The sequence below is a fragment of the Lonsdalea britannica genome, assembly GCF_003515985.1.
Classification (GTDB): Bacteria; Pseudomonadota; Gammaproteobacteria; order Enterobacterales; family Enterobacteriaceae; genus Lonsdalea; species Lonsdalea britannica.
This window is the reverse complement of record NZ_CP023009.1, coordinates 1,093,241-1,106,493: the sequence shown is the minus strand read 5'-3', so window position 1 is coordinate 1,106,493 and position 13,253 is coordinate 1,093,241. Positions and strand designations below refer to the sequence as shown.

12 protein-coding genes are annotated in these 13,253 nt (G+C 54.8%); 2 read left to right on the top strand and 10 right to left on the bottom strand.

Annotated elements, in window-relative coordinates:
- Positions 1 to 146: 146 nt before the first annotated feature.
- Positions 147 to 866 carry a 4'-phosphopantetheinyl transferase family protein gene (locus tag CKQ53_RS05235; protein WP_085650641.1) on the top strand — a complete coding sequence of 240 codons (720 nt, stop codon included), beginning with the start codon at positions 147 to 149 and terminating at the stop codon, positions 864 to 866.
- Between the two features lie 114 nt (positions 867 to 980).
- Here the strand turns inward: CKQ53_RS05235 and CKQ53_RS05230 are convergent, their stop codons facing one another.
- Entirely contained in the window at positions 981 to 2,318 is a 1,338-nt protein-coding gene (locus CKQ53_RS05230) for an NCS2 family permease (protein WP_085650640.1), read from the bottom strand.
- A 260-nt stretch (positions 2,319 to 2,578) separates the two neighbouring features.
- On the opposite strand from CKQ53_RS05230, the gene yieH reads away from it, so the two are divergent.
- On the top strand, positions 2,579 to 3,253 hold the full coding sequence (yieH, locus tag CKQ53_RS05225; protein WP_094117944.1) for a 6-phosphogluconate phosphatase: 675 nt from the start codon (positions 2,579 to 2,581) through the stop codon (positions 3,251 to 3,253).
- A gap of 4 nt (positions 3,254 to 3,257) precedes the next feature.
- Here yieH and CKQ53_RS05220 read toward each other — a convergent pair whose 3' ends face one another.
- The 9 genes from CKQ53_RS05220 to glmS form a co-directional block, all read right to left on the bottom strand.
- Positions 3,258 to 3,974 (bottom strand): amino acid ABC transporter permease, encoded by a 717-nt coding sequence (locus CKQ53_RS05220; RefSeq protein WP_085650638.1) that lies wholly within the window; start codon positions 3,972 to 3,974, stop codon positions 3,258 to 3,260.
- 1 nt (position 3,975) lies between these two features.
- Positions 3,976 to 4,725 carry an amino acid ABC transporter permease gene (locus CKQ53_RS05215; protein WP_085650802.1) on the bottom strand — a complete coding sequence of 250 codons (750 nt, stop codon included), beginning with the start codon at positions 4,723 to 4,725 and terminating at the stop codon, positions 3,976 to 3,978.
- A gap of 64 nt (positions 4,726 to 4,789) precedes the next feature.
- Positions 4,790 to 5,626 carry an ABC transporter substrate-binding protein gene (locus tag CKQ53_RS05210; protein ID WP_085650637.1) on the bottom strand — a complete coding sequence of 279 codons (837 nt, stop codon included), beginning with the start codon at positions 5,624 to 5,626 and terminating at the stop codon, positions 4,790 to 4,792.
- 183 nt (positions 5,627 to 5,809) lie between these two features.
- Positions 5,810 to 6,541, bottom strand: coding sequence for a phosphate signaling complex protein PhoU (gene phoU, locus CKQ53_RS05205; RefSeq protein WP_085650636.1), 732 nt, complete (start codon positions 6,539 to 6,541; stop codon positions 5,810 to 5,812).
- A 13-nt stretch (positions 6,542 to 6,554) separates the two neighbouring features.
- Positions 6,555 to 7,331 carry a phosphate ABC transporter ATP-binding protein PstB gene (pstB, locus tag CKQ53_RS05200; RefSeq protein ID WP_094117945.1) on the bottom strand — a complete coding sequence of 259 codons (777 nt, stop codon included), beginning with the start codon at positions 7,329 to 7,331 and terminating at the stop codon, positions 6,555 to 6,557.
- A gap of 52 nt (positions 7,332 to 7,383) precedes the next feature.
- The gene (gene pstA, locus CKQ53_RS05195; protein WP_094117946.1) at positions 7,384 to 8,271 is read right to left on the bottom strand and encodes a phosphate ABC transporter permease PstA; all 888 of its coding nucleotides are present in this window, start codon (positions 8,269 to 8,271) and stop codon (positions 7,384 to 7,386) included.
- Positions 8,271 to 9,230 (bottom strand): phosphate ABC transporter permease PstC, encoded by a 960-nt coding sequence (gene pstC / locus CKQ53_RS05190; RefSeq protein ID WP_085650633.1) that lies wholly within the window; start codon positions 9,228 to 9,230, stop codon positions 8,271 to 8,273. Before pstC ends, pstA begins: the two co-directional genes overlap by 1 nt.
- Before the next feature lie 123 nt (positions 9,231 to 9,353).
- Positions 9,354 to 10,394: a phosphate ABC transporter substrate-binding protein PstS gene (gene pstS, locus CKQ53_RS05185; RefSeq protein ID WP_085650632.1), complete on the bottom strand. Its 1,041-nt coding sequence runs from the start codon at positions 10,392 to 10,394 to the stop codon at positions 9,354 to 9,356.
- A gap of 966 nt (positions 10,395 to 11,360) precedes the next feature.
- Complete coding sequence (gene glmS, locus CKQ53_RS05180) at positions 11,361 to 13,196, bottom strand: glutamine--fructose-6-phosphate transaminase (isomerizing) (RefSeq protein ID WP_094117947.1); 1,836 nt, start codon at positions 13,194 to 13,196, stop codon at positions 11,361 to 11,363.
- Positions 13,197 to 13,253: the final 57 nt, after the last annotated feature.

Here is a 13,253-nt window from a genome sequence, read left to right as displayed (position 1 = left end):
AGCAGCTTCAGTACCAATAATTGAATAATAATCCGTAAGTTTGTGCTTAGTTAATATTTTTGTCTGTGATATATAGCATCGCAGCGTTTATATCGTCTCTGCTAACCTCGGACGCCACGATTTGCGTCATTATCATGGAGTGAACTATGACCTGCCATTTCGTCAGGTGGACCAGCACGGAAGTTTTGCCCAGTCTGCAACGCCTGTCTGACGACCTGATCGCCTCAACGCAAAGTTTTTCGATGAAGCGGCGCGAGCGCTACCTGAAAAGCCGGGCGTTATTGGCAGAACTCATGTTTTATCTGTTTGGCTATCCAATGTTGCCCCCATTGGCGACGGCGCCCAATGGCCGCCCCTGTTTTAGCGATATCAACCTGCCCAGCTTCAGCCTGAGCTACGCGGGGAATACCATCGGGCTACTGTTGAGCGAGTCAGGCAGTGTGGGAATGAGTATGGAGATCATCCATGTACGGGCGTCCCAACAGCCGCAGTCGGTATGGCAAACGCAGGCGGAAAAGGCGTGGGTAGACGCTCAAATCGATCCGCTGGAAGCCGCCTCTCAGCTTGCAGTCATCCGCCAGTCCGTGCTCAAAATACCGGAATTTAATCTGAAGGGGAGCGAGTCATTGAAGCTTCATCCGGCGTCCGGACGACTGCGCGTAGCGCATTTGCCGGAGGTAGAGGCGATGAGCGACATCGACGATTATCTGGCCTGGGCCTGCGCGCGGACGCCTCAGCTAAACCGTCTGGTACTGTGGAACTACACGGTGGCGGGAGGGCTCAGCAAGACATCGGAGATTGTTCAGCAACAGCGCCAGTCAGCGCGGTTTATGAAATTGACCAGCCACCCGGCGGAAAAAAAATAACGCGGCGATGGCCGCGTTATTTTTATCGTCATCAGGAAAGAGGACAACGTCCTGTCATCGTCCCGAGTTCGTTGAATCAATCGTGGCCCCCAGCTGTTTTAGCCAGGGCAAACCTCAATGGGCGTCCACGAAGACAATTTTCAACAGGAACAGCAGAGCAACCACCACCACACACGGGCTGATTTCACGCCAGCGTCCGGTCGCCGCTTTCATCACGCAGTAGGAGATAAACCCGAGGGCGATCCCTTCCGTGATGGAAAAGCTGAACGGCATCATGACGGCAGTGATAAACGCCGGCACGGCTTCCGTCAGGTCTTCCCATTTCACGCGTGAAAGGCTGGACGTCATCAGTACGCCCACGTAAATCAGCGCGCCCGCCGCGGCGTAGGCCGGCACCATTCCCGCCAACGGCGACAGGAACATCACCAGCAGGAACAACACGCCCACCACCACGGCCGTCAGGCCAGTGCGACCGCCGACCGAGACGCCGGAGGAGCTTTCAATATAAGCCGTCACGGAAGACGTACCGATAAAGGCGCCCGCGACGGAGCTGATGCTGTCCACATAGAGCGCGCGCTTCATCCCTGGGAATTTGCCCTTTTCATCCGCCAGCCCCGCTTTTTCGGTCACGCCGATCAGCGTACCGGAGGAGTCGAACAGGTTAACCAGCATGAAGGAGAAGATGACGCCGGAGAGTCCGAGGTTCAACGCCCCCGCCAGATCAACCTGACCCACGACGTTAGTGACGCTCGGCGGCAACGAGAAGACGCCGGTATATTTCACATCACCCAGCAGCAGGCCAATGGCCGTCGTGATAACGATGGAGATCAGCACCGCCGCATGGATGTTGCGTGAGGCGAGCACCACGATAATGAAGAAACCGAGCACGCCCAGCAGCACGCTGTGCGAGGTCAGTTTACCCACAGCAACCAGCGTATCCGCATTCGGCACGATGATCCCGGCGTTTTTCAGCCCCATCATCGCGATAAACAGGCCGATGCCGCTGGCGATCCCTAAACGCAGACACTGCGGGATATTGGCGATCATCCAGTAGCGGATCTGGAACACGGACAACAACAGGAAACCGATTGCGCCCCAGAAAATAGCGCCCATCGCCACCTGCCAGGGAAGGCCCATCGCGCCGACTACGGCAAAAGCGAAGAAGGCGTTAAGACCCATCGCAGGCGCCAACGCTACCGGCAGGTTCGCCAGCAGGCCCATCAGGATACTGCCGAAGGCGGCGATCAGACAGGTGGTGACAAAGACGGCCTGCGTATCCATTCCGGCCACGCCGAGGATTTGCGGGTTAACAAAAACGATGTAGACCATCGTCAGGAACGTCGTGAAGCCCGCAATCGTTTCAGTACGCGCCGTGGTGCCGTGCTGACGTAATTTGAACACGCGTTGCAGCAACCCACGCTCAGACGCGGAGCCAGTTTGAGATTTATCCATGAGTCATAATAGCCTGAAGAAAGGAAAAGATTATCCGTCAGGTATCCTATACCAAAATTCTCAGCGGTTGACGCTGTCGCCTCGTTTTTTTATCTACCATAAGGACATCCTATGAATATGCGGAAGTGGTGGAAGGTGACAGCGGGAACATGAAGCACGGGCGTGCGAATTCGGCCTTCGCCCACGGCCACAAGCGATTACAACCGTCCCATTGTGCAGTAAAGTAAAAGTATCTTTTGTCTCCCCGGTTAAGGAAGGTCATGTCCCAGATTGAGTGCGTTTTCTTTGACTGCGACGGAACGCTGGTCGATACCGAAGTTCTGTGCTGTCAGGCCTACGTGAATGTGTTCGCCACCTACAACATCTCGCTGGCATTAGAGCAATTCATCGCGGAGTTTAAAGGCGTCAGGCTTCACGACATCATTCTCCGCACCTGCGAACGTTATCATTTGACGCAAGACATGGCCGTGCTGGAGCAGGAGTATCGTGACGAGATCGCCCGTTTGTTTGACGCGGCCCTGCAACCCATTCCAGGCGTACGCGAACTGCTGGGAAAATTGCAGGTTCCGACGGCGGTCGTCTCTAACGGGCCGGTGAGTAAAATGCAGCGCACGCTGGGAAAAACGGCGCTTCTGCCCTTCTTCAACGACCATCTTTACAGCGGTTACGACATTCAAACCTGGAAACCGGATCCGGCAATCCTCTACTACGCCGCCGACCAGATGAAGGTGGCGATTGAACGCTGTATTTTGGTGGAAGACTCAGAAGCTGGCGTACAAGCAGGCATTTCCGCCGGGATTCCCGTGTTTTATTATTGCGCCGATACGCTCAACCGCCCCATTCATCACCCGCTGGTCACCCAGTTCGATGATATGCGCCAACTGCCCGCGCTCTGGCGCGAACGCGGCTGGTCTACGTTGACATCAGTGCGCTGAGCAGTCAGGCCGTCGCCTTGCCTCTGGCGACTTTCTGGACGCGTCGGCCGCCATAACGACGGCTGATGCCGGTCGCCAGCACATCCAGCGCCAAGCACATGACAAAATAAACCAACGCCACGAACAGGAAGACCTCCAGCGGATACACCATGCTGCGGTTGTTGACCTGCGTCGCCAGAAACGTCAGCTCGCCGACGCCCACGATATACGCCAGCGATGTATCTTTGATCAGGGAAATCCACTGGTTAATGAACGACGGCACCATCATGCGCAGCGCCTGAGGCAAGACGATGTAGCCCAGCGTCTGCCAGCGATTAAAGCCGAGCGACAGCCCCGCCTGCCACTGACCGCGGCCTATCGCCACAATCCCGGCTTTAACCCCATGAGCAAGATAAGCGGAGGCGATCAGCGCCAACGCGCAAACGACGGTGGTGATTTCCGGGATATCCACGCCGAACAGCACAGGCAACAGGAAGTAGGTCCAGAAAATCAGCATGATGACGGGAATAGCCCGGAAAAAACCCAACACCATCGCCAACAGCGCGGCCAGCCAGCCCCGGGACATCGCCAGCGCGATGCCGAGCAGCGTGCCGAGTATGGCCGAGGCGACGCCCGCCATCAGGCTAATCGCCAACGTCAGCGCCGCTCCGCCCAGCGGCCCGTCGGGAAACGTGCCCCACATCAGATAGGTGAAGTTATCGCGGATGATCGTAAAATCCATTTCAGCGCGCCTCCGTCGATTTTCGCTGTTGACGCCACATACCCCATCCCTCTAGCAGCGCAATGGCGCCGATATAAAACACCGTGGCGACGCCGAAGGCCTGAAAGGTCCGCAGCGTCTCGGTTTCCACCTGACGTGAAGCGTAAGACAGTTCCGCCACGCCGATCGCCATCGCCAACGACGAGTTCTTGATGACGTTCATGTACTGTCCGAGCAAGGGCGGAAAGGCGATGCGCAGCGCCTGAGGCAACAACACATAACGCATTGCCTGCCAGCTGGTTAGGCCGAGCGCCTGCGCGGCATACTTCTGTCCTGTGGCGACGCCCGCCATGCCCGCGCGTAGTTCTTCGGCGATGAAGGCGCTGGAGTAGAGCGTCAGACCCAGTAGTCCGGCGAGAAATTCAAAGGAAGGCCACGGCAGTGCTAATCCCAGCGCAGAAAGTTCATGCGGGGTGTTCAGCCACTGCATCACCGACGACGGGAACAACTGCCCGGCCCCGAAGTACCAGAAAAATAGCTGAACCAGCAGCGGCGTGTTGCGAAACAGGGCGCTATAGGCGACAGCCAGCCAACGCGGAACGGGCATGTGGCTGTCGCGAGCGGCGGCCAGCACCATGCCGAATAGCGTGGCCAGGACCACGGTGGCGGCGGACAGGCCGAGGGTCATCAGGAAACCCTGCCATAGCCATGCCAGATATTGCGGCGCCAGCAGCCACTCCGTCAGCCAGTGTTGTATCGTTTCAGGAAACATCATAAACAACAATGCCCCCCGCGGTGCGGAGGGCGAATGAGAGCATCAGTCATCTGTGGGAAAATCAGCTTTTAGGTTGTTGATCTAACGGCGCAAACTTAAAGTCGCCGCGCGGCTGTGCGGAAAGCGTCTCCGGCCCGAACCAACGGTTATAGATCTTCTCTGCCTCACCCTGTTTTTCCAGTGCCGACAGCGCGTCGCTCACCTTTTGCGTCAACGCGTCTTCCCCTTTGGGGATACCAATACCCTGATATTCGCGCGTGATGCTGAACGGCGAGATTTCAAACTCCGCCTTCTGCGCCGCCGGGACGTTCGCCAGCAGACCGACCAGTTTGGCGTCATCCTGCGTGATCGCCTGCACGTTGCCGTTACGCAGCGCCGCGAAAGCCAGCGGGGTGTCATCGTAGGAGATCACTTTGGCCGTCGGGTAGTGCTCGCGCAGCGTGATTTCCTGCACGGTGCCTTTATCCGCCCCAATGCGCAGGTTTTTGATATCTTCCGGCGTTTTCAGGACGCCTTTGCGGGCGATGAATTTCTGTCCGGTGGAGAAGTAAGGAATACTGAAATTGACCTGTTTGGCGCGTTCGTCGGTGATCGTGAAGTTAGCGGCGATGAGATCCACTTTTTTCGAGACCAGCAGCGGAATGCGGTTTGCGGGGTTGGTGGCGCGCAGCTCGACTTTGACGCCTAGCGCTTTGCCGACAGCTTCGGCGATATCGACATCGTAGCCCACCAGCTTCTTGCTCTGGGGATCCACATAACCAAACGGCGGGTTGCTATCGAACACGGCGACTTTGACTACGCCGGACTTCTGAATATCCGCCAATTTATCCGCCTGAGCGGTCCCTGTCAGCGTGGCCAATCCGGCCACCAGCGTTAACGTCAAAAAGCGATTTTTCATGTGTTATCCCTGCCCCGTTTTTTATAGGTTATAGGCTAACACCCGACTAAATATAGGGAAATAACATATCCGACTATAATATAATGTTATGTTACATATCCCGCCGGTCGCGATATTTTTTCCGCCCGGAAAAAGAAAAAGCCCCGCAGTGCGAGGCTTATCGGTGAGGCAGGAACCAAGACGTTAGCTGTCTTTTTTCGCATCGTTTTCGATGAGCAATTTTTCCAGCGCATCGCCGCCGACATGGCGGAAATCCTGGCCTTTGACGAAATAGAAAATAATTTCGCAAATATTCTGGCAGCGGTCGCCGATACGTTCGATGGAACGCGCGCAGAACAACGCGGTCAACACGCTCGGAATAGTGCGCGAGTCTTCCATCATGTAGGTCATCAGCTGACGCACGATGCCCTCGTACTCCTTGTCCACCTTGCGGTCTTCCCGATAGATGCGGATCGCCTCTTCCAGATCCATTCGGGCAAACGCGTCCAGCACGTCGTGCAGCATCTGCACCGTGTGCAGCCCCATAGACTCCAGGCTGACCAACAGCGGCTGATGCTGGTGCGAGAATTTCTCCAGCGCCGTGCTGCAGATTTTGTCCGCCACGTCGCCGATGCGTTCCAGTTCGGAAATCGTCTTGATGATCGCCATAACCAGACGCAGATCGCTCGCCGTAGGCTGACGTTTGGCAATGATGCGCACGCAGGCTTCATCAATGCTCACTTCCATCATATTAACCTTGGCGTCGCCTTCGATGACGCGTTTGGCCAGATCTTCATCCTGGTTATGCATCGCCGTGATGGCGTCCGTCAGTTGCTGCTCCACCAGCCCGCCCATCGTCATCACCTGAGTGCGAATGTGCTCAAGCTCAGCATTGAACTGACCGGAGATATGTTTATTTAGATTGAGGTTTTCCATCAAACTCCCCTGATCAACCGTAGCGACCGGTGATGTAGTCTTCGGTCTGTTTCTGCTGTGGCGCAGTAAACAGCGTGTCGGTGTCGCTGAATTCAATCAGCTCTCCCAGATACATGAACGCCGTATGATCGGAACAACGCGCTGCCTGCTGCATATTATGGGTGACAATCACCACGGTGTAGTCTTTCTTCAACTCGGAAATCAGCTCTTCGATGCGCCCCGTCGAAATCGGGTCCAGCGCCGAACAGGGCTCATCCAGCAAAAGCACATCCGGCCGGATGGCGATCCCACGCGCGATGCACAGACGTTGCTGCTGACCGCCGGACAGGCTGTAACCGCTCTGATGCAGTTTGTCTTTCGTTTCCTGCCACAAGGCCGCCTTGGTCAACGCCCACTGCACTCGTTCATCCATGTCGACGCGAGACAGCTTTTCGAACAGGCGAACGCCAAAGGCGATGTTGTCGTAAATCGACATCGGGAACGGCGTCGGTTTCTGGAAAACCATGCCCACTTTGGCGCGCAACAGGGCGATATCCTGACTATCAGTGAGGATGTTGTTCCCATCCAGCAGGATTTCGCCTTCGGCGCGCTGCTCCGGATAGAGCTGATACATTTTGTTCAAAGTGCGCAAGAGCGTCGATTTACCGCACCCCGATGGACCGATAAACGCTGTGACCTGATTCTGTGCGATATCCAGCGTGATGTTTTTCAGCGCGTGAAATTTTCCATAATAGAAATTCAGATCACGCACCTGGATTTTGCTGGTGGATGTCTCAGTAACGATACTCATCAAGACTTCTCTCTTCTAGCGGTGGTGCTGCTACGCAACACTCGACAGGGTTTTAGGCGCTTTTCTTAGCGAACAGCACGCGCGCCACAATATTCAGCAACAGAACGCAGAGCGTAATCAGCAGCACACCGGCCCAAGCCAGATCCTGCCACTCCTTGAAGGGACTCATGGCGAACTTGAAGATGGTGACCGGCAGGTTGGCTATCGGATTCATCAGATCGGTGCTCCAGAACTGATTCGACAGCGAGGTGAACAGCAGCGGCGCCGTTTCCCCGGCGATACGCGCCACCGCCAGTAAAATCCCGGTGATGATGCCGGATACCGAGGCTTTCAGGGTAATGGCGGAAATCATTTTCCACTTCGGCGTTCCCAGCGCATATGCGGCTTCGCGCAGGCTGTCCGGCACCAGCTTCAGCATGTTTTCAGTCGTTCGGATCACGATCGGCACCTGCAACAGCGCCAGTGCGATCACGCCAGCCCAGCCGGAGAAATGCTCCATCTTCGCCACCACCAGCGTATAAACGAAGAGGCCGACCACAATGGAAGGCGCCGACAGCAAAATATCGTTAATGAAGCGAATCACTTCGGCGATCAGCGATTTACGGCCGTACTCCGCCAGATAGATACCGGCCAGAATACCCAGCGGCGTGCCGAACAAGGTCGCCCATAAGATCAGCAGTCCACTGCCGACGATCGCATTCGCCAGACCGCCTCCCGGGGTGTTGGGCGGCGGCGTCATCTCAGTGAACAGCGCCATCGACATGCCGTCGAATCCCCGGGTAAAAGTGGAGAACAGAATCCAGATCAGCCAGAACAGCCCGAACGCCATGGTCAACATGGACAGGCACAGCGCGATACGGTTTTTCTGCCGACGCCAGGACTGCATTTTGCGTCGATTGCGCGCTATCTCGTCGCTGCGTTCGATTTCCATCGTCGCCATCAGCTCGCTCCCTCATTTTTCGCCAGACGCATGATCATAAATTTCGAGCAGGCCAGGACAATGAATGTAATCACAAACAGAATCAGCCCCAGCTCCATCAGCGCCGCAGTATGCAGCCCGGAATCCGCCTCGGCGAATTCGTTGGCCAGCGCGGAGGTAATGCTATTGCCAGGCATAAACAGCGAAACGCTGTCCAACTGATAGGTATTACCGATAATGAAGGTCACCGCCATGGTCTCGCCTAACGCGCGGCCCAGACCCAGCATGACGCCGCCAATCACCCCATTTTTGGTGAACGGCAGCACGATGTGCCAGATCACTTCCCAGGTGGTGCAGCCAATGCCGTAAGCCGACTCTTTCATCATAACCGGCGTCTGCTCAAAGACGTCGCGCATAACGGCGGCGATATAAGGGATGATCATGATGGCCAGAATCACGCCCGCGGCCAGAATACCAATGCCGAAGGCAGGACCGGTGAATAAGGCCCCCACGAACGGGATCGCTGACAGTACGTTTCCTACCGGCTGTTGAAAATATTGCGCGAACAGCGGGGCAAAAATAAACAGCCCCCACATGCCGTACACGATGCTGGGGATCGCCGCCAGCAGCTCAATGGCGACGCCTAATGGACGTTTGAGCCAGCCCGGAGCCAGCTCCGTCAGAAATAGCGCGATGCCGAAACTGATGGGTATAGCGATAATCAGTGCGATCAAGGAGGTGACGATGGTGCCGTAAATCGGGACCAGCGCACCGAATTTACCAGCGGGTGCATCCCACTCTTTCGTCCACAGGAATGAAAAACCGAAGGTTTGAATACTGGGCCAGGACGCAATAATCAGAGAAACGATAATACCGCCCAGCAGCAACAACGTTAACAGCGCCGCCAACCGGACCACCGCGCCGAAGATCACGTCGCCATGTTTTCCTGGTGGAGTAATGGTTGGCTTATATTCAGCCATACAACTCTCTTCCTAATAAACTGGGATAACCCAATGAAAAGTTCAAAGGTGGATATGCCGTTTCCGGTTTATCCACCTCTCAGTGACTACATAATGGGAAACGTTCTATCGTACAACGTCCGATTAGTACAGGGCTTTACCTTCACTGTCTTTAATCTGGGTTTTCCACGCTGCGCGCACCTGCTCAACGACCTCTTTCGGCAATGTCGCGTAATCCAGCGCTTCCGCCTGAGCAGCGCCTTTATCGTAAGCCCAGTCGAAGAACTTCAGCACTTCTTTGCCGATCTCAGGTTTATTCTGCGTTTTTTGCAGCAAGATGAAGGTGGTGGAGGTGATAGGCCATGCGTCGCTGCCCTTCTGGAAGGTCAGGTCCTGTGCGAAGGATTTGCTCCAGTCTACGCCTTTCGCCGCATTACTGAACGACGCGCCAGACGGGCTGACCGCTTGACCGTCAGCGGAGATCAACTTGGTGTAAACCAGGTTGTTCTGTTTAGCATAGGCGTATTCAACGTAGCCGATAGAACCCGGCAGACGCTGTACGAAAGCGGCAATCCCGTCGTTGCCTTTACCGCCCAGACCGGTCGGCCAGCTCACGGTGTTGCCGGACCCGACTTTCTCTTTCCACTGTGCGTTGACCTTAGCCAGGTAGCTGGTGAATACGTAGGAGGTGCCTGAACCGTCTGCACGGCGGACCACGGCGATATCCTGATTCGGCAGCTTGACGTTCGGGTTCAGCTTAGCGATAGCCGGATCATTCCATTTTTTAATGGTGCCCAGGTAGATATCGCCCAGCGTTTTGCCATCCAGCGTCAGCTCACCCTGCTTTACGCCCTGAACGTTAACCGCCAGCACGATGCCGCCGATGACGGTTGGGAACTGGAACAGTTTGTCCTGAGTCAGCTTCTCATCCGTCAACGGAGCATCGGATGCGCCGAAATCGACGGTCTTCGCCGTCACCTGTTTAACACCACCGGAAGAACCAATACCTTGATAGTTAACTTTATTGCTGGTTTCTTTCTGGTAGGAGTCAGCCCATTTGGCATAGACCGGCGCGGGGAATGTCGCACCTGCGCCGGTGATGTTAACGGCAGCGAAAGCAGAGACGGTAGTCAGAGAAACACTTGCTGCAACAATACTGGCAACAGTGGTACGAATCAGTTTCATAATCCCTCCTGTGGGATATTGTCAACGTGTAGACCCAGAGCGAGTGTGTATTATCAGAGTGTAGTTTGCTGCAGCAAAAAATAGGTCAATTCGGTGACAGTTAAATGTACGAAATATGACATTTTTATGACACACCCCCGCGTTTACCATGACGCTTCGATGCCCCCCTATTTCGTAGTTAATTCGCGCTTTTTTACGCCTTCGCCGTTTAATTTATCTTCACCATTTTCACCTGGCCTCAACGGTAATTAACGCCGAATTAAACGACCCGCCGATTTATTTTTCTTCTCCACGAATCATTCTATGAACTCGCCTTTATGCGTCAGAAATGACGAATTAAGGTCACTCACGAAGGCAAAGAATACAGCCCTAACCAGGTTGTAAGCCAGACTGGTAATTATCCATAAAATCAATCATTAGCATCAAAACAGATCGGAATGAAACGGGATTGAAATATAAAAAAATCGGCAGAGAATAATTTTTATCGATGATTTTGATTAGGAATGGAAGTGCGCTGAATATGTTCTTATAAGAAACGGAGGAGATAAAAAATAGAAAGAATCGAGATATCGGATAACCCGGGAAGGAAATAGGTTATCCGATAAATAAGAGAGAGGCTTACTTCCAGCGGTGGAAAATCAGCCAATAATTAAAGCATCCATATTGCCAATTGTTCGATGCACATAATTATCAGCTTTCCAAACCTAGACCCACTACCATAATCAACAATAAGAAAAAATCGTCAACCTCTGCCCTGTCCACCGATGCCTTACCCACACCACAGAAAAATTCGCTTGCTGGTTGAACTTGCCGGTTGCTCCAAAGTGGAAAAGTATGCCCCATCCGTTGCTCCCTAGCATTGGTTCGCTGGGCGGAAAAATTTATAACGGAATTAAAGAAAAAGGAAAAAATAACGTCAGCCAGAGAATATAAACATTATTTCACTGGCTGACGAGGCAGGGTTAATTACTCAACGGTAACGGATTTAGCCAGGTTGCGCGGCTGATCCACATCCGTCCCTTTAATTAAGGCGACGTGATAAGCCAGCAGCTGAAGCGGCACGGTGTAGAAGATAGGGGCGATGACTTCTTCCACATGCGGCAACGGGATGATTTTCATCATATTGCTGTCCGAGGTGAATCCCGCTTCTTCGTCCGCGAAGACATACAGCTCGCCGCCTCTGGCGCGCACTTCTTCAATGTTGGATTTGAGTTTTTCCAGCAAATCGTTATTCGGCGCCACCACCACGACCGGCATATCCGCATCAATCAACGCCAGCGGGCCGTGTTTCAACTCACCGGCAGCGTACGCTTCCGCGTGAATGTAGGAGATCTCTTTGAGCTTGAGCGCCCCTTCCATCGCGATGGGATACTGGTCGCCACGGCCCAGGAACAGCGCGTGGTGTTTGTCGGAGAAGCCTTCCGCCAACGATTCAATCAGCTTGTCCTGAGACAGTATCTGCTCCAGGCGCGCAGGCAAGGCCTGCAGAGCATGCACAATATCATGCTCGACCTGAGGAGCCATACCGCGCAGGCGCCCAATGCGCGCTACCAGCATCAGCAAGACCGTCAGCTGAGTGGTGAAAGCCTTGGTCGACGCCACGCCGATTTCGGTGCCCGCTTTGGTCATCAGCGCCAGGTCGGACTCGCGCACCAGCGACGAACTCGCGACGTTACAAATCGCCAGCGAACCCAGGTAGCCGAGCGACTTGGACAGACGCAGCGCCGCCAGCGTATCGGCGGTTTCTCCAGACTGGGACAGCGTAATCATCATGCTGTTACGACGCACGGCAGGCTTGCGGTAACGGAATTCGGAAGCGATTTCGACGTCGCACGGAATACCGGCCAGCGACTCGAACCAGTAGCGGGACACCATCCCGGAGTTGTAGGAGGTGCCGCAGGCGATAATCTGTAAATGCTCGACTTTAGACAGCAGTTCATCCGCCTGCGCGCCCAGCTCGGACAAATCGATCTCGCCGTGGCTAAAACGGCCTTCCAGCGTGTTTTTGATCGCCAGAGGCTGTTCATAAATTTCTTTCTGCATGTAATGGCGGTAGGCGCCTTTGTCTCCGGCATCGTACTGCACGCTGGATTCGATCTCTTCGCGCGTCACTTCCGCACCCTGACGATCGAAAATACGTACCGTACGGCGAGTGACTTCGGCGATATCGCCTTCTTCCAGGAAGATAAAGCGACGCGTAACCGGCAGCAGCGCCAGCTGATCGGAAGCGATGAAGTTTTCCCCTACGCCACGGCCAATGACCAGCGGGCTACCGGAACGCGCGGCCACCAAAACGTTGGGATCGCGGCTGTCCATCAACACCATACCGTAAGCGCCGCGCAGCTGAGGAATGACGCGTTTGACGATATCAATCAGCGAACCGCCGTTCTCTTTTTGTTCCCAGCGCACCAGATGCGCGACAACTTCCGTATCCGTTTCGGAAACAAATCGAAAACCTCGAGCGGTCAGCGTTTCACGCAGCGGCTCATAGTTTTCGATAATACCGTTATGCACCACGACGATGTTTTCAGACACATGCGGGTGTGCATTCGTTTCCGACGGTTCGCCATGCGTCGCCCAACGCGTATGGGCGATGCCGGTGCCGCCGTGCAGCGGATGTTCGTCCGCCGCCTGAGCCAGCATCTGCACCTTGCCCAGACGACGCAGACGGGTCATATGCCCTTCGTTATCGACAACCGCCAGACCGGCCGAATCATAGCCCCGGTATTCCAGACGGCGTAACCCTTCCAGCAGGATTTCAGCAATATCTCGTTGCGCGACTGCGCCTACAATTCCACACATACAATGGTATTCCTATAGAGGCGACATACTGTGTCACCGATGAAGTCTTTGACCTGA

Bases quoted from the DNA above. Each gene is read 5' to 3' on its own strand.
- CKQ53_RS05210 (WP_085650637.1), bottom strand. From the start codon at position 5,626: ATGAAAAATCGCTTTTTGACGTTAACGCTGGTGGCCGGATTGGCCACG.
- pstB (WP_094117945.1), bottom strand. From the start codon at position 7,331: ATGAGTATCGTTACTGAGACATCCACCAGCAAAATCCAGGTGCGTGAT.
- pstS (WP_085650632.1), bottom strand. From the start codon at position 10,394: ATGAAACTGATTCGTACCACTGTTGCCAGTATTGTTGCAGCAAGTGTT.
- pstA (WP_094117946.1), bottom strand. From the start codon at position 8,271: ATGGCGACGATGGAAATCGAACGCAGCGACGAGATAGCGCGCAATCGA.
- CKQ53_RS05235 (WP_085650641.1), top strand. From the start codon at position 147: ATGACCTGCCATTTCGTCAGGTGGACCAGCACGGAAGTTTTGCCCAGT.
- CKQ53_RS05230 (WP_085650640.1), bottom strand. From the start codon at position 2,318: ATGGATAAATCTCAAACTGGCTCCGCGTCTGAGCGTGGGTTGCTGCAA.
- phoU (WP_085650636.1), bottom strand. From the start codon at position 6,541: ATGGAAAACCTCAATCTAAATAAACATATCTCCGGTCAGTTCAATGCT.
- yieH (WP_094117944.1), top strand. From the start codon at position 2,579: ATGTCCCAGATTGAGTGCGTTTTCTTTGACTGCGACGGAACGCTGGTC.
- pstC (WP_085650633.1), bottom strand. From the start codon at position 9,230: ATGGCTGAATATAAGCCAACCATTACTCCACCAGGAAAACATGGCGAC.
- CKQ53_RS05215 (WP_085650802.1), bottom strand. From the start codon at position 4,725: ATGTTTCCTGAAACGATACAACACTGGCTGACGGAGTGGCTGCTGGCG.
- glmS (WP_094117947.1), bottom strand. From the start codon at position 13,196: ATGTGTGGAATTGTAGGCGCAGTCGCGCAACGAGATATTGCTGAAATC.
- CKQ53_RS05220 (WP_085650638.1), bottom strand. From the start codon at position 3,974: ATGGATTTTACGATCATCCGCGATAACTTCACCTATCTGATGTGGGGC.